We start from the raw sequence: 15,252 nt of genomic DNA, 5'->3' as shown, positions 1-15,252 counted from the left end.
GCCGGCTCCCACAAGTACAGTGCAGCCCGTGCATTCGGTGCAGTTCCTGTAGGAGCGGGCTTGCCCGCGATAGCGCCAACGCAGATCTATCGCTGGGCGTATTGCAACACCACCTCCAGCGGGTGACGCAGCTGCCGCTCGGTCATGCGTTTGACCTGGCTGCGGCACGAATAGCCTGTCGCCAGTGCCTCACCTTGCTTGTCCAGCTTGGTTGCCCACGACTGCTCGAAAATGGTCCGCGAGGTGTCCTGGTTACGCCCTTCATGCCCGTATGTACCGGACATGCCGCAGCAGCCCGTGGCCTCGGTCACCAACTTCAGGCCCAGGCGCGCGAACACCTGCTCCCACTGGCGGGTACTGGCCGGCACGTTGGTCTTCTCGGTGCAGTGCGCCATCAGGCGGAAGTTACCGGGGGCGGTCGGCGCCTGCTCGGGCAGCACATCCATCAGCCACTCCTGCGGCAGCAGCACATTCGGGCAGCCTGCAAGGCCAGGCACCTTCTGGTACTCCTGGCGGTAGACCAGGGTCATCGCAGGGTCCAGGCCCACCAGCGGTACGCCGCAGTCGGCCAGCGCCTTGAGCTGGGTAGCGTTGCGGATCGCCGCCTTGGCGAAGGCGCCAAGGAAACCTTGCACGTGCAGCGGCTTGCCGTTGGCGCTGTAGGGCGCCAGGAACACGCGATGGCCAAGGCGGTGCGCCAGTTCGATGAAGGCAGCCAACAGCGGCGTCTCGAAGTAACGGGTGAAAGCGTCCTGCACCAATACGATACTGCGCTCGCGCTGGGCCGGCGTCAGTTCACGCAGCGCCGGCACACTGGCCACGCCCACCCGGCAGCGGGTCAAGGTGGACTGGAAGTTGAAGCGGCTGATCAGCGGACTGTCGACCATGCCGACCTTGTCTGCCAGCAGCTTGCTCACCCACTTCGACCCCATCACCGCGTTGTACAGCCCCGGCGCATGGGCCAGGTACGGGATGGTGAACTCCAGCGAGCCGATCAGGTAATCGCGCATCGGGCGCTGGTAGCGCCCGTGGTACAGCTCGAGGAAGCGCGAACGGAAGTCCGGCACATTGACCTTGATCGGGCACTGGCCAGCGCAAGACTTGCACGCCAGGCAGCCCGCCATGGCGTCGTAGACCTCATGGGAGAAGTCTTCCTGGCCCTGGCTGCGTGCGCGGTTGTTGCGCAGCCGCGCCGGTAGCCCACGCAACCAGGACACCTTGTTGCGCGCCGCCGCCAGCACGTCGATGTTCGCCTCACCTTGCAGGCGCAGCCATTCACGCATCAGCGAGGCACGGCCCTTGGGCGAATGCTGGCGCTCGCGGGTGGCCTTCCACGACGGGCACATGGCGTCGTTGGGGTCGTAGTTGTAGCAGGCGCCGTTGCCGTTGCAATGCACGGCACTGCCGAAGTCTTGCCACACACGCTCGTCGATGGTGCGGTCGAGGTCGCCGCGCAGGGTCACGCCATCGACCTTGGTCAGGCCTTCGGCGTTGTCCGGCGGGGTGCAGATCTTGCCGGGGTTGAGCTGGTTGCGTGGGTCGAACGCGCCTTTCAGGCGCTGCAGCGCCGGGTACAGCGCACCGAAGTATTCCGGCACGTATTCCGAGCGCAGGCCCTTGCCATGCTCGCCCCACAGCAGGCCGCCGTAGCGCTTGGTCAACGCCGCCACGGCATCGGAGATCGGCTTGACCAGGGCGGCCTGGGCCGGGTCTTTCATGTCCAGCGCAGGGCGCACGTGCAGCACGCCGGCATCGACGTGGCCGAACATGCCGTAGGCCAGGCCATAGCCATCGAGCAGCGCACGGAAGTCGGCGATGTAGTCAGCCAGTTGCTCCGGCGGCACCGCGGTATCTTCGACGAAGGGTTGCGGGCGCACTTCGCCCTCGACGTTGCCCAGCAGGCCCACCGAGCGTTTGCGCATGACGTAGACACGGGTCACCGCCTCGGCGCCTTCGGCCAGGGTATGGCCAAGACGCTCGACGCTGGTGTCTGCCTGCAGGTGCTTGACGAACGCTTCGACGCGGGCATTCACCTCGGCCGGCTCGTCGCCACAGAACTCCACCAGGTTGATGCCCAACGTCGGGCGCTCAGGGTCGGCCGGGAAGTACTCGGCGACGCTGTGCCAGACGATGTCCTTCATCGCCAGCATCAGCACCTTGGAGTCTACCGTCTCGATCGAAAGCGGCTTGTGTGCCATCAGTGCATTGGCATCCCGCAGCGCGTCCATGAAGCTTGTGTAGCGAACGTTGACCAGCACCGCGTACTTCGGAATCGGCAGCACGTTAAGCTTGGCTTCGACCACATAACCCAGCGAACCTTCGGCGCCGCACAGCACGCTGTTGAGGTTGAAGCGGCCCTGCTCGTCGCGCAGGTGCGCCAGGTCGTAGCCGGTCAGGCAGCGGTTGAGCTTGGGGAAGGTGGTTTCGATCAGATCGGCCTGAGTTTGCTGAATGTCACGGGCGGTACGGTACACCTCGCCCACTCGTCCAGGCGCGGCACAGGCCTGCTCCAGCGCCGCATCATCGATCGGCAGGCTGTGCAGGCGCTCGCCACCGAGCAGCACGCTGTGCAGCTCCAGCACGTGGTCGCGGGTCTTGCCGTAGGTGCAGCTACCCTGGCCGCTGGCGTCGGTGTTAATCATGCCGCCGACGGTGGCGCGGTTTGAGGTGGACAACTCGGGGGCGAAGAACAGGCCATGGGGCTTGAGCGCGGCATTGAGCTGGTCCTTGACCACACCGGCCTGCACCCGCACCCAACGTTCCTCGACGTTGATTTCGAGGATGCTGTTCATGTGCCGCGACAGGTCGACGATGATGCCGTCGGTCAACGACTGGCCGTTGGTGCCGGTGCCGCCACCGCGCGGGGTCAGCTTGACCTGCGCGAAGCGCGCCTCGCCCATCAGCGCGGCCACGCGCGCAACGTCATCGGCGTCCAGGGGGAACACCGCCGCCTGGGGCAGGCGCTGGTAAATGGAGTTGTCGGTGGCCAGCACCGTACGGGTGCCGTAGTCGGCACTGATCTGGCCACGGAAGCCGCTGCCTCGCAGGGCTTCGAGGAATTCGGGGTAGGTGGCGCTCGGCGCAACGGTCGGCAGCTGGGCGATCATCGAAGGATGGCCTCTTGATATGGGCTAATTCACGGAAATCCTGTCATCACGGCATGGGTCTAGACCTGCAGGGATGACGCATGGGCCAATGTTCCTGTAGTTTCGCTTCAGGGGCAAACGGATAATCCTGCCGCTATCAATGACTTTTATGAATGAATTACCGCCACCTCACCCCGTCCATGTCGCTGCTGCTGGCCTTCGAGGCCGCCGCCCGGCATGAAAGCTACACCCGCGCCGCTGCCGAACTGTCGCTGACCCAGAGCGCGGTCAGCCGCCAGGTACAGGCCTTGGAGCAACAGCTGGGCCTGACCCTGTTCCGCCGCGAAGGCCGCCAGGTGCAGTTGACCGACGTCGGCCGGCTGTACCAGCGCGAGCTGAGCGAGGCCCTGGGCCGCATCCGCAGTGCCACCTTGCAGGCCCTGGCCTATCAGTCTGGGGTCGGCACCCTGCGCCTGGCCACCCTGCCCACTTTCGGCTCCAAGTGGCTGCTGCCGCGCCTGCATGCCTTCTACGGCGCCCACCCGGGCATGTTGGTGCACATCCACTCCCGGATCGAAGCGATCAACTTCGACACCAGCGAGATCGATGCCGCCATCGGTGTGGCCAGCCACGACCTGCCGGGGCTGATCTGCCACCGCCTGCATGCCGAAGAACTGGTAGTCATCCTGCCGCCACAGGCCAGCGGCGACAGCCAAGGCTGGGACCCGGCGCGGATCAGTGCCGAAGTGCTGCTCAATGTCGCCAACAACCCGCATGCCTGGGGCGAATGGTTCTCGCACCATGGCCTGTCGCACCGGGCAATGCGCCTGGGGCCGAGCTTCGAGCTGACATCGCACCTGATCCAGGCCGTGCGCGCCGGGATCGGCATAGGGCTGGTGCCGCGCATATTGGTGGAGGAAGAGTTGGCCAAGGGTGAGCTGTTCAGCCCGGGGGCAGCATTTGCCAGCCAGCGCAGTTACTACCTGATCTACCCGCCACGGAACGAGGCGCTGCCCTCGTTGCGCGCGTTTCGCAGCTGGCTGCTGGAACAGATCTGAATGGGTTATTGCCTGGGCGGGCCCTATCGCCGGCAAGCCGGCTCCCACAGGGTAGTGCGTCGCCCGCGTTTCTGGACTGCCCCCCAAAAGTTGGACAGTTCTAAGCTGCAGCCTGAGCCCTGTACTCCACAGGGCTCAGGCCATTGAGCCTCAGCTTGATGCGATCATGGTTGTAGTAGTGAATGTACTCATCCAGACCCGCTCTCAGCTCATCAATGTTCTCGAAACGCTTCAGGTAGAAAAACTCGGATTTGAGCGTGCCGAAGAAGCTTTCCATAGCCGCGTTGTCCAGGCAATTACCTTTGCGAGACATACTCTGTTTTACCCCGCGCTCGCTGAGCACACGGCGGTACTGGGCTTGCTGGTAATGCCATCCCTGATCCGAATGCAGCACGAGCTTCGGTTTCTCTCCCAGGCAATCGAGCGCTTTGCCAAGCATGTTCCCAACCAGGCTATAGCACGGGCGACTGGCCATTTCGTAGGCCACGATTTCACCGTTGTACAAGTCCATCACGGGCGATAGGTAGAGCTTCTGTTGAGCTACCTTGAACTCGGTTACATCGGTCACCCACTTCTGATTCGGCCGTTGCGCGACAAAATTTCGCTCCAGCAGATTCGCAGCCACTTTGCCGACGGTGCCTCGATAGGAGCGGTATTTCTTGGGGCGCACTACCGATTTCAATTCCTGCTCAGCCATCAGCCGTTCAATCACCTTCTTGTTCACCCGCTTTTCCTTCCTGATTACGAGCGCAATACGGCGATAACCATAAAGCCCTTTTTGCTCGTGGTAGACGCGATGCACCAACGCCTTGAGCTCAGCATGCCGGTCTGGCTTCTGCTGAGCTTTGAGCTGGTAGTAGAAGGTGCTGCGCGCCAGCTCGACCAATTCAAGGAGGTCAGGCAAAGGAAACCTGCGCTTGAGTTTGGAAACGATCAGGACTTTTTCCCGCGTATTCGCTCCTTTTCCTCGCGCAGAGCCTTGAGCTCCTTTAGGACAGCATTCTCCATGCGCAGGAACTCGAGTTCAGCCATCAGCTGATCTCGAGACTTCTGATCATCATTGGTATCGGTGGGTTTGGCAGGTTTGATCTTCTTCGGCATGTTGATTGGCTTGATGGCAGCAGAAGGGGCAGGACTGCCACTGTAGTACTGGCGCTGCCAAATGCCTATCCGAGAGGACTGCCCAAGGCCAAAGTGGGCAGCGGTCTGGCGCAGCGAAAGGCGGTGCTCTTGCATGTAGCTGAGCACCTGCTGTTTGAAATCACTGGTATAGCGCTGCCCATGCGAGCCGGAACCAGCGCCATTATTGGCCTGATAACTGGCCACCCAGCGTCGAAGCAGACTGAAGTCGATACCAAAGTGTTTAGCCACCTTTCGGAAACCGTTGCTGCCATCCAGGTAGGCTGTAATCGCTGTGAGCTTGAATTGCTCGGTGTACTTACCCATAGATCCCCCAAGGGTTGGATTGGTGTCCAACTTCTTGGGGGCAGTCCATTCTGTGGGAGCCGGCTTGCCGGCGATAGGGCCGGGCCAGGCAACAAAAAACCCGATGCCAGTCACCTGACATCGGGTTTTGCTTACCGCCCGAAGCCTTTACTTGGCCACAGTACCGGCAGCAACGCCGCCAGCGTGCACCCGGCGCTTTGGCTTGATGAGGTAAAGGAGGAACATCCCCAGCACCCATACCGGCATCGCATAAACCGAGATCTTGATGCCCGGGATCTGCAACATGATGCCCAGGATCAACACCACGAACGCCAGGCAGATGTAGTTGCCATAGGGGTACCACAACGCCTTGAACAGCGGCTTCTGGCCAGTGCGCTCAAGGTGCTGGCGGAACTTGAGGTGGGAATAGCTGATCATCGCCCAGTTGATCACCAGGGTCGCCACCACCAACGACATCAGCAACTCCAGTGCATCGTGCGGCATGAAGTAGTTGAGCAGCACCGCAATCACAGTCACCGCTGCCGACGCCAGGATCGAACGCACCGGCACACCGCGCTTGTCGACCTTGGCCAGGGCCGCCGGGGCGTCACCTTGCTCGGCCATGCCCAGCAGCATGCGGGCATTGCAGTAGGTGCCGCTGTTGTACACCGACAGCGCCGCGGTCAGTACCACGAAGTTCAGCAGGTGCGCGGCCACGTCGCTGCCCAGCAGGGAGAACACCTGCACGAACGGGCTGCTGCCGTAGCTGCCGCCGGAGGCGTCGATGCTGGCGACCAGGTTGTCCCACGGGGTCAGCGACAACAGCACCACCAGCGCACCGATGTAGAAAATCAGGATTCGGTAGATGACCTGGTTGATCGCCTTCGGGATCACGGTTCGCGGTTTGTCAGCCTCGGCTGCGGTGAAACCGAGCATTTCCAGGCCGCCGAACGAGAACATGATGAACGCCAATGCCATGACCAGGCCGCTGACGCCATGCGGGAAGAAGCCGCCATGCGCCCACAGGTTGGTCACCGAGGCGTCAGGCCCGCCGCTGCCGCTGGTAAGCAGGTAGGCACCCAGGCCGATCATGCCGACGATGGCTGCAACCTTGATGATGGCGAACCAGAATTCCGCTTCACCGAACACCTTCACATTCATCAGGTTGATGAAGTTGATCAGCAGGAAGAAGCCTGCCGCCGTCACCCAGGTGGGGATTTCTGGCCACCAGTAGTGAATGTACTTGCCGACCGCGGTGAGCTCCGACATGCCCACCAGGATATACAGCACCCAGCAGTTCCAGCCCGACATGAAGCCGGCGAAACCGCCCCAGTATTTGTGGGCAAAGTGGCTGAACGAACCGGCCACCGGCTCTTCGACGATCATTTCGCCCAGCTGGCGCATGATCATGAAGGCGATGAAGCCGCAAATCGCGTAGCCGAGGATCATCGACGGGCCGGCGGTTTTCATCACGCCTGCCGAGCCGAGGAACAGGCCAGTACCAATAGCGCCGCCGAGGGCGATCAACTGGATATGGCGGTTCTTCAGGCCCCGCTTGAGCTCGCCTGAATGCATGTTGTGTTCACTCATGAACGAAGTCACCTGCATTGTTTTTATCTGTGACGGAATCGGACCCACCGCGCTCGTGGCGCAGCGGAATGGGCAAGGTGGTTACCTTGGGTTTCTTGAACACGAGTGCCGCCAGGGCGGCTCAGCCGGGTGTGAGCAAGAGTGCGCGGTACGCAAGAGGGTCACAGGTAAAACGCGGCGCACTGTATACCCCTGCGAGCGCGCAGGCGTCAACGCGTTGCGTCGTTCTCTCGGAAAAAACGCAGCGGTCCTGTGGTAGGTAGCCTTGAAAGGCGCAGTGATCGGCGTACATGGCGCCTCCATTTGTTGTTCTAGTAGCTCGGCTCTGGGGACGGGCTTTTTGCGCGTGGCAATGGGCGCAATATCCCCGTGGGACGGGGGTTTGGGCAATAGGGGAGCGGGCTTGGGCGGGGTGCTGAGGACATGACCTTGGCAAGTAATTTTTACAGAATACAGGCCTGACCAATGAAGCCTGGCGGTTCCGTATAAATTTCTTTACAAGGCGGTTTGAAAACTTGCCAGTCGTCCGAAAATTACTTTTTCTTCAATATCTTGGGCCGCTGCGCGGCCAATCGCCGGCAAGCCGGCTCCCACCAGAATGGGTGGTGTAAACCTGCTTTTGTGGGCTGCCCCTACAACAAGGGGTGGTGTAAACCTGCTTTTGTGGGAGCCGGCTTGCCGGCGATTGGGCTGCACAGCAGCCCCTTCCCCGCAGGCACAAAAAAGCCAGCCCGAAGGCTGGCTGTTTCATTACCGCTACCGCAGATCAACCACGCGGCTTGCCGCGACCACGGCCTGCCGGCTTGTCGCCATCAGGCTTGGACGGGCGCTTGCGCATCTCGCTCGGGCGCTCGGCCACGGCGCTGCCGCGGTTGCCCTTGCGCGGTGCTTCTTCACGCGGCTGACGTGCCGGGCGCTCGGCGGCTGCACTGCCTTCCTGCGCCGGGCGAAGGTTACGCACACGCTCGCCACGGCCCATCGGCCGGGTCGACTTGCGCTGCAGGCGCTCCATCTTGTCCTTGGCCTTGAGGTTCATGGCCGGCAGCGCAACCGGCTGCAGCCCTACTTCGGCGGCCAGGATGTCGATTTCACCCTGGGTCATTTCACGCCAGCGGCCCATCGGCAGGTCAGAATTGAGGAACACCGGGCCGAAGCGCACACGCTTCAGGCGGCTCACCACCATGCCTTGCGATTCCCACAGGCGGCGAACCTCACGGTTACGCCCTTCCATCACCACGCAGTGGTACCAATGGTTGAAACCTTCACCGCCCGGCGCCTTCTGGATGTCGGTGAACTTGGCCGGGCCGTCTTCGAGCATCACGCCAGCCTTGAGGCGTTCGATCATCTCGTCGTCGACTTCGCCACGCACACGCACCGCGTACTCGCGGTCCATCTCGTAGGACGGGTGCATCAGGCGGTTGGCCAGCTCACCGTCGGTGGTGAACAACAACAGACCAGTGGTGTTGATGTCCAGGCGGCCGATGTTGATCCAGCGGCCTTCCTTCGGGCGTGGCAGGCGGTCGAACACGGTTGGGCGGCCTTCCGGGTCGTCACGGGTGCAGATCTCGCCGTCAGGCTTGTTGTACATGATCACCCGGCGGGTGGCCTCGGCGGCCTCTTCGCGCTTGATCAGCTTGCCGTCGACAGCGATGGCATCGTGCAGGTCGACGCGCTGACCAAGGGTGGCGGCAACGCCATTGACCTTGATACGGCCCTGGCTGATCCAGGCCTCGACGTCACGGCGCGAGCCCACGCCGATACGCGCCAGCACTTTCTGCAGCTTTTCGCCGGACGGAGGGGTAATTTCGGTATTTTGCAGGTCTTGCTCACTCATCTGGGCACCTCCCGGTGTAAGAATGAAAACGAGGTTTCTGGCGACGAACGCGCCAAAAGGCCGCGCATCATACGCGGTTCGTTGAAGGAACGCACTGCAGGTTAGTGGGTTTTCCGGGGGAGGTAAGGACTTTCTGCCCGATGGCTTTGCTGCTGCCCCAGTGAACACCTGAGCGTTCACCGGGGCAGAACAGTCACCCTTTGCTCAGCGGATCATCCCAGAAGTGCCGATCGGCCTCTTGCTGGATATCTGCCCGGCTCAAGCCCAGATCGTGCAGGGTGGCATCGCTGAGGCTGGCCAGTTCCTGGCGCTGGCGGTACAGGTCGTACCAGCGCAGCGGGCGCTCAAGGGCTGCGTGCCACAGGTGGTTCAGGGAGAACGCAGATTGCTGGATGCTGCTGACATGACCTTTCATCGTGAAGCCCTCCGTGTTGATGGCTCCAGTCTCACGCCAGGCTTAAGATCAATCCAACGAATGTTTCTGATGCCATGCATCTCGGAGATTGATGCAATGTCCCAGTATCAAAGCCTTGATGCTGACGTGCTGCGCACCTTCGTCGCCATCGCCGAGCAAGGTGGCTTTACCCGCGCCGGCGAAGTGGTCAACCGCACCCAGTCGGCGGTCAGCATGCAGATGAAACGCCTGGAGGAAGACATCCTGCAGCGCCAGCTGTTCGAGCGCGAAGGCCGCCAGGTGCGCCTGACCGCCGAGGGCCAGGTGCTGCTGGGTTACGCGCGGCGCATCCTCAAGCTGCATGGCGAGGTGTTCAACACCCTGCGCATGCCGCACATGGTGGGCGTGGTGCGCATCGGCACGCCCGACGACTACGCCATGCGTTTCTTGCCGACCATCCTCTCAAGCTTCGCCCAGGCCTACCCGCTGGTGCAGGTGGAGGTGCATTGTGATTCGTCGAAACACCTGATGCTGCGCCAGGACCTGGACCTGACCATCGTCACCCGCGAGCCGGGCAATGAGATCGGCCAGCTGCTGCGCCAGGAGCGCCTGGTATGGGCTGCCGCCGAAGGCTTCTGCCCGCAGGAACAACGGCCCATGCCGCTGGCACTGTTCAACACCGACTGCTTCTGCCGCGCCTGGACCTGCAACGCCCTGGAGGCCCAGGGCATCGACTATCGCATTGCCTACACCAGCCCCAGCCTGGCGGCGATCTTCGCCATCGTCACCGCAGGGCTTGCGGTGACGGCGCAACTGCAGAGCCTGGTGGGCGGGAATATTCGCATCCTTGGCGAGCAGGACGGGTTGCCACAACTGCCGGTGGCAAATGTGATGCTGTTGCGCAATTCCCAGACCCAGTCGCCGATCACCGACTGCATGGCCGATTACATCGTCGAAGGGTTCCTGTAGGCCTTACAACTCGTACCCCAGCATCACCGCGCACACCACCAGGAATACACAGAACATCCCGCGCAGGATCTTTTCCGGCAGCGCATGAGCCAGCCGCACTCCCCAGCTGATGCTGAGCAGGCCACCGACCGCCAACGGGATACCCACACTCCAGTCGACACTGTGGTGCACGCCGTAGGTCAGCAAGGTAACCATGGTGCTCGGCGCCGCCAGTGCCAGCGACAAGCCTTGCGCCACCACCTGGGTGGTGCCGAATACACTGGTCAGGATTGGCGTGGCAACCACCGCACCGCCCACACCGAACAGACCGCCCATGGTCCCGGAGAAGCAGCCCAGCACGCCCAACCATGGCCACGCATGGCGCATTTCCGGGCTGGGGGGTACGGCCTTGAGAAACATCCGCGCCACGTTCCAGATGGCCAGCGCCACCAGAAAACCGACAAAACCCAGGCGCATGGCATGCGCATCAATGCCCACCGCCCAGATCGAGCCCAGCCAGGCGAACACGAAGCTGCACGCCGACAGCGGCAAGGCATGGCGCAGCTCGATGCGGTTGCGCTGGTGATAGCGCCACAGCGCCAGCAGCACATTCGGCACCACCATCACCAGCGCCGTGCCTTGGGCCAACTGCTGATCAAGGCCAAACAGAACCCCCAGCGCCGGGATGGCAATCAATCCGCCTCCAATGCCGAACAGCCCGCCCACGGTGCCCAGGCCTGCGCCCAGCACGATATACAACAACCACTCGATCATCAGGGCCTCATCTGCCTCATTCACAATGCGAGCATGCTAACGATTGCGCGCTGGCGGGGAAACGCACAGCAACGCACAATGGCTGTGCGTTTTATGCAAAAGCAAGGCAAACCATGAGCCCTGATACCCTTACCGACCAGTTGAGCCTGTTCCTTGATGTGCTGGAGACCGGCAGCTTTTCCGCTGCCGCCCGGCGCCATCCGCTGACGCCCTCTGCCGTGGCACGGCGTATCGACAACCTTGAGAATGCCGTCGGCAGCCGCCTGTTTACCCGCAGCACCCATGCCGTGCGCGCCACACCGGCGGGCAATGCCTTCGCCGAGCGGGCACGGCGCATCATCGAGGAGCTGCGCCTGGCCCGCGCCGAGGCGGTGTCGCTGAGCAATGCCCCGGAAGGCCTGATCCGTATCGACGCCCCCGCCGCTTTCGGCCGCCGCCACCTGGCCCCGGCCATTGCCGACTTCCTCGTCGCCTACCCTGGCCTGGACGTGCACCTGCGCCTTATCGACAGTTTCGTCGACCTGCACGGCAGCCACCTGGGCGAAGTCGACCTGGTGCTGCGGGCCGGCCCTCTGGCCGATACCAGGCTGGTCGCCACTCCGCTGGCCTACATGGTGCGCATCGCCTGTGCCAGCCCCACCTACCTGGCCAGCCGCGGCGTGCCCGCCTGCCCCAGCGAGCTGCCTGAACACGACGGGCTGGACTGGGACGGCCTGGCGCCACCGTTTGCCTGGCGCTTCCACGTCGATGGGCAATTGCGCCTGTACCGCCCAGCACGCATGCGCATGGCCGCCAACAACGCCGAAACCCTGCTGTTCGGCGCCCTCGCAGGCCTCGGCATCGCGCACTTGCCGACCTGGTTGATCAGCGAGTACCTGCTGCGTGGCGAGTTGCTGCCGCTGTTTTGTCATGACGGACTGCCAAGCGCAGAGACCAGCGGAATTTATGCGCTCCGCCTGGAACATGAAACGAACTCTCGCAGCCGCTTGCTGCTCGAATTCCTCAAGAGCCGCTTCAGCCCTATTCCTCCCTGGGACATGGCGCTGCGAAGCGAGTTGCGCTGGTAATGAGTGCGCTAAACTTGAGCGCGCTTGATTTCCACACTGATCATATTCAAGGACCTGCATGAACGCCGACACCCAAGCCTCTTGCGACGAGCTGCTGCTGGACAATCAGGTCTGCTTCGCCCTGCACTCCACCTCGTTGCTGATGACCAAGGTCTACAAACCCCTGCTGCAGGCATTGGGCCTGACCTACCCGCAGTATTTGGCCATGCTCGTGTTGTGGGAGCAGGACGGCCTGACCGTGGGCGAGATCAGCCAGCACCTGCTCACCGACCCTGGCTCGCTCACCCCCTTGCTCAAGCGCCTGGAAAGCGAAGGCTTGCTCAAGCGTACCCGCAGCCGCGAGGACGAACGGGTGGTGCTGGTGCAACTGACCGACAAGGGCCGCGCCCTGCAGCAGCAGGCCAAAGCGGTGCCGCCTTGCATTCTGAAGGCCAGTGGTCGCAGCCTTGAGAGCCTGCAGAAGTTGCAGGCAGACCTGCTTGCACTGCGCGACAGCCTGCAAAAGAACCTCTGACGGCTATGCTGTGCAGTGCCCGTTCGGATGAGCGGTGAAGATTTATCTTGCGCACAAACTAATTGCGCGCTAACTTAAATCCCGTACCCACCCGGCGCACCCGCCTCAAGCGGGTCGCACAGCACACTAGCGAGGCTCAAGATGCAAAAGGTCACTCCGCTGTACATCGCAGAAGCCACTTCCACTGGCGGTCGCGACGGCAAATCCCGCTCCAGCGACGGCAAGCTGGAAGCCAAGCTGAGCACCCCGAAAGAACTGGGCGGCGCAGGCGGTGAAGGCACCAACCCTGAGCAGCTGTTCGCTGCCGGTTACTCCGCGTGCTTCATCGGCGCACTGAAATTCGTCGCCGGCCAGGAAAAGAAACAACTGCCCGCTGACGCATCGATCACCGCCAAGGTAGGCATTGGCCAGATTCCAGGGGGGTTTGGCCTGGATATCGACCTGCACATCAACTTGCCGGGCCTGGCCCAAGCGGACGCCGAAGGGCTGGTGGAGAAAGCGCACCACGTTTGCCCTTATTCCAACGCTACCCGCGGGAATGTGGACGTAAGGCTGCACGTTACTGTCTGAATCTGGCGGCGCCTGCTTTGCGGGCGAACCCGCTGCCACAGGAAGCCAGTGCAAATTTCAGCCACAAAAAACCCGGCCAAGGCCGGGTTTTTTGTGCACGTTACAAGAAGGATTACTTCTTGGAACGGCCCTTGTACACACCACCTTCGCGAGTGTCGATGTCGATCCACTCGTCGATGTTGATGAAGTCGGCAACCTGCAGTTCAGTACCGTTCTTCAGCTTGGCAGGCTTCATGACCTTGCCCGAGGTGTCGCCGCGAGCAGCGTTCTCGGTGTAGACAACCTGACGGCTGATGGTGGTCGGCAGTTCAACCGATACCAGGCGGCCTTCGAAGAACACGGCTTCACAGACGTCTTCCATGCCTTCTTCGATGAACGGCAGAACGGCTTCGATGTCTTCGGCGTTCAGCTCGTACATGGTGTAGTCGCTGGTATCCATGAAGGTGTACGAGTCACCGCTGATGAACGACAGGGTCGCTTCTTTGCGATCCAGGATCACGTCGTCCAGCTTGTCGTCCGCACCGTAAACGGTTTCGGTCTTGTAGCCGGTCAGCAGGTTTTTCAGCTTGGTCTTCATGATCGCGCTGTTGCGACCCGATTTGGTGAACTCGGCTTTCTGAACCAGCCACGGGTCATTGTCGATCCGCAGTACGGTACCGGGTTTCAGTTCTTTACCAGTTTTCATTACGAAGTATCCGAATCTGGATGGATTTATAAAAATCGAGGCCGCATATCATATCCAATTTCGGTAAAACTGTACCAGCGCCTTGGCAAGGTCCGGCCGAGCGGCCTGACAGGCTGCCCAATCACGGGCGTGCTGCTGCAGCTCGGGCCAGTGTTTACGGGCCCCTTGCCACGCCTGGCCCATGTCGCTGCCCATGTTCCAGGCGCGCCACAATGCCACCAGTGCAGCACCGGCAGCGTCCGACAGCCCCTGTCGATAAAGGTTGAGGAACGCCTCGAGCTTTTCCCAATGGGCGTTTTCTTCTTGCACGTAGATGTGCCACAGCATCGGCCGGCCCGCCCACTGCGCACGCACGAACGAATCTTCACCGCGCACGGCATTGAAGTCGCAGCTCCAGAGCAGGCGGTCGTAGTCGTCCTGGCTGACGAACGGCAAAACCTGCACGGTCAGCGCGCCGCGCTGGAACAGGTCACCCACCTTTAGCCCCGGCTCGCCCAGCCAGGTGCCCAAGTCACCGAGAATACGGCCTTGCGGCACCAGCAGGTGGGTGGCGCAAGTGTCGGTTGCCAGCGCATCGAGCCAGGCACCGAGTTGTGGGTTTTCGTAGGCGAACAGCGAAATTAGCTGCGCATCGGCCTGCGGGTATATGCCCAGGCTTTGCAGGAACGCCTCACGCGCCTCTGCGGACTGCTGCAACGCTTCGCGCCGCGCCAACAAAGAGGCCTCACGTAGCAGCCCGCCGGTCCTATCGGTGAAGCCCGGGAAGAAAAACACTTTGCGCAGCCCGTTGGACTGGGGCGACGGCAGGCCGTGGCAGCCCTCCACCCAGTCTTCAGCGCTGAGGTAATCCAGGTTCAGCCACAAAACAGGCGTGGTGCGCACGCGCATGGCTTCAACGTAAGGCGGTGGCAACTGGCAGGCAAAGGCACCAATCACCACGTCGGCCGGCTCCGCTGGCTGCCATTCGGCAGGCCAGGCACGCACGTCCACACCTTGTTGCCATTGCTGCGCAGCACTGGCATCGGCGCCCGGGCACAGCGGGACGAAGGCACCCAGGTCGTCCACCCACAGGCGCACTGCCAGCCCGTGCTCGGCCACCAGCTGTCGCGCCAGGCGCCAGGTCACGCCGATATCGCCGTAGTTGTCGACCACAGTGCAGAAAATGTCCCAGGTGACTTTCACGCTCTCTGCCATGTGCCCTGCCCTCGCCCTGCGCAAATCGGCGAATTCTGAGGCTAAATCGTCGCCGACAAAAGCATTGGCACTGAAAAACCGCCCGGTGCCATGCGACAATAGCCGCTCGTCCC

Annotated in this window: 13 protein-coding genes; 5 read left to right on the top strand and 8 right to left on the bottom strand. The window is 62.2% G+C overall.

From position 1 onward, the window contains the following. Positions 1–86 precede the first annotated feature (86 nt). Positions 87–3,107: an FAD-binding and (Fe-S)-binding domain-containing protein gene (locus ACFY68_RS21760; RefSeq protein ID WP_387531598.1), complete on the bottom strand. Its 3,021-nt coding sequence runs from the start codon at positions 3,105–3,107 to the stop codon at positions 87–89. A 152-nt stretch (positions 3,108–3,259) separates the two neighbouring features. Between ACFY68_RS21760 and ACFY68_RS21755 the strand changes: the two genes are divergently transcribed. Then, the gene (locus tag ACFY68_RS21755; RefSeq protein WP_346615009.1) at positions 3,260–4,144 is read left to right on the top strand and encodes a LysR substrate-binding domain-containing protein; all 885 of its coding nucleotides are present in this window, start codon (positions 3,260–3,262) and stop codon (positions 4,142–4,144) included. Positions 4,145–4,244: 100 nt separating this feature from the next. Here ACFY68_RS21755 and ACFY68_RS21750 read toward each other — a convergent pair. From ACFY68_RS21750 to ACFY68_RS21735, 4 genes are all read right to left on the bottom strand, one after another. Continuing rightward, a protein-coding gene (locus ACFY68_RS21750; RefSeq protein ID WP_387531595.1) for an IS3 family transposase occupies positions 4,245–5,590 on the bottom strand; the annotation gives its coding sequence in 2 pieces (ribosomal slippage) (positions 4,245–5,123 and positions 5,126–5,590; 1,344 coding nt in all). Positions 5,591–5,737: 147 nt separating this feature from the next. After that, a complete protein-coding gene (locus tag ACFY68_RS21745; RefSeq protein ID WP_387531592.1) occupies positions 5,738–7,159 on the bottom strand; it encodes an amino acid permease in 1,422 nt (473 codons plus the stop codon). A 766-nt stretch (positions 7,160–7,925) separates the two neighbouring features. Next, a complete protein-coding gene (gene rluB, locus ACFY68_RS21740; RefSeq protein ID WP_387531589.1) occupies positions 7,926–8,993 on the bottom strand; it encodes a 23S rRNA pseudouridine(2605) synthase RluB in 1,068 nt (355 codons plus the stop codon). Between the two features lie 193 nt (positions 8,994–9,186). Continuing rightward, positions 9,187–9,408 (bottom strand): DUF1127 domain-containing protein, encoded by a 222-nt coding sequence (locus ACFY68_RS21735; RefSeq protein ID WP_346615006.1) that lies wholly within the window; start codon positions 9,406–9,408, stop codon positions 9,187–9,189. 96 nt (positions 9,409–9,504) lie between these two features. Between ACFY68_RS21735 and ACFY68_RS21730 the strand changes: the two genes are divergently transcribed. After that, on the top strand, positions 9,505–10,356 hold the full coding sequence (locus ACFY68_RS21730) for a LysR substrate-binding domain-containing protein (protein ID WP_346615005.1): 852 nt from the start codon (positions 9,505–9,507) through the stop codon (positions 10,354–10,356). A gap of 3 nt (positions 10,357–10,359) precedes the next feature. Here ACFY68_RS21730 and ACFY68_RS21725 read toward each other — a convergent pair whose 3' ends face one another. Then, positions 10,360–11,109 carry a sulfite exporter TauE/SafE family protein gene (locus tag ACFY68_RS21725; protein ID WP_387531585.1) on the bottom strand — a complete coding sequence of 250 codons (750 nt, stop codon included), beginning with the start codon at positions 11,107–11,109 and terminating at the stop codon, positions 10,360–10,362. Between the two features lie 113 nt (positions 11,110–11,222). Here ACFY68_RS21725 and ACFY68_RS21720 point away from each other — a divergent pair, with 113 nt between their 5' ends. The 3 genes from ACFY68_RS21720 to ACFY68_RS21710 all read left to right on the top strand — a co-directional run bounded on the left by ACFY68_RS21720 (position 11,223) and on the right by ACFY68_RS21710 (position 13,260). Next, positions 11,223–12,176 (top strand): LysR family transcriptional regulator, encoded by a 954-nt coding sequence (locus tag ACFY68_RS21720; protein WP_387531583.1) that lies wholly within the window; start codon positions 11,223–11,225, stop codon positions 12,174–12,176. A 58-nt stretch (positions 12,177–12,234) separates the two neighbouring features. Further along, on the top strand, positions 12,235–12,690 hold the full coding sequence (locus tag ACFY68_RS21715) for a MarR family transcriptional regulator (protein ID WP_346615002.1): 456 nt from the start codon (positions 12,235–12,237) through the stop codon (positions 12,688–12,690). 141 nt (positions 12,691–12,831) lie between these two features. After that, positions 12,832–13,260 carry an organic hydroperoxide resistance protein gene (locus ACFY68_RS21710; protein WP_387531579.1) on the top strand — a complete coding sequence of 143 codons (429 nt, stop codon included), beginning with the start codon at positions 12,832–12,834 and terminating at the stop codon, positions 13,258–13,260. 112 nt (positions 13,261–13,372) lie between these two features. On the opposite strand, the gene ACFY68_RS21705 is transcribed toward ACFY68_RS21710, so the two are convergent. Further along, a complete protein-coding gene (locus ACFY68_RS21705; protein WP_043203751.1) occupies positions 13,373–13,945 on the bottom strand; it encodes an elongation factor P in 573 nt (190 codons plus the stop codon). Between the two features lie 48 nt (positions 13,946–13,993). Next, on the bottom strand, positions 13,994–15,127 hold the full coding sequence (gene earP / locus ACFY68_RS21700) for an elongation factor P maturation arginine rhamnosyltransferase EarP (protein WP_387531575.1): 1,134 nt from the start codon (positions 15,125–15,127) through the stop codon (positions 13,994–13,996). Positions 15,128–15,252: the final 125 nt, after the last annotated feature.

Origin of the sequence: Pseudomonas sp. NPDC012596, assembly GCF_042902325.1 — a bacterium.
Lineage (GTDB): Bacteria > Pseudomonadota > Gammaproteobacteria > Pseudomonadales > Pseudomonadaceae > Aquipseudomonas.
The sequence above is the reverse complement of the archived record's forward strand: the minus strand, read 5'-3'. Positions and strand labels throughout refer to the sequence as shown.

What these genes read in the sequence shown, in the direction of transcription:
- ACFY68_RS21760 (WP_387531598.1), bottom strand. Translation starts at nt 3,107, where the DNA reads ATGATCGCCCAGCTGCCGACCGTTGCGCCGAGCGCCACCTACCCCGAA.
- ACFY68_RS21755 (WP_346615009.1), top strand. Translation starts at nt 3,260, where the DNA reads ATGAATTACCGCCACCTCACCCCGTCCATGTCGCTGCTGCTGGCCTTC.
- ACFY68_RS21745 (WP_387531592.1), bottom strand. Translation starts at nt 7,159, where the DNA reads ATGAGTGAACACAACATGCATTCAGGCGAGCTCAAGCGGGGCCTGAAG.
- rluB (WP_387531589.1), bottom strand. Translation starts at nt 8,993, where the DNA reads ATGAGTGAGCAAGACCTGCAAAATACCGAAATTACCCCTCCGTCCGGC.
- ACFY68_RS21735 (WP_346615006.1), bottom strand. Translation starts at nt 9,408, where the DNA reads ATGAAAGGTCATGTCAGCAGCATCCAGCAATCTGCGTTCTCCCTGAAC.
- ACFY68_RS21730 (WP_346615005.1), top strand. Translation starts at nt 9,505, where the DNA reads ATGTCCCAGTATCAAAGCCTTGATGCTGACGTGCTGCGCACCTTCGTC.
- ACFY68_RS21725 (WP_387531585.1), bottom strand. Translation starts at nt 11,109, where the DNA reads ATGATCGAGTGGTTGTTGTATATCGTGCTGGGCGCAGGCCTGGGCACC.
- ACFY68_RS21720 (WP_387531583.1), top strand. Translation starts at nt 11,223, where the DNA reads ATGAGCCCTGATACCCTTACCGACCAGTTGAGCCTGTTCCTTGATGTG.
- ACFY68_RS21715 (WP_346615002.1), top strand. Translation starts at nt 12,235, where the DNA reads ATGAACGCCGACACCCAAGCCTCTTGCGACGAGCTGCTGCTGGACAAT.
- ACFY68_RS21710 (WP_387531579.1), top strand. Translation starts at nt 12,832, where the DNA reads ATGCAAAAGGTCACTCCGCTGTACATCGCAGAAGCCACTTCCACTGGC.
- ACFY68_RS21705 (WP_043203751.1), bottom strand. Translation starts at nt 13,945, where the DNA reads ATGAAAACTGGTAAAGAACTGAAACCCGGTACCGTACTGCGGATCGAC.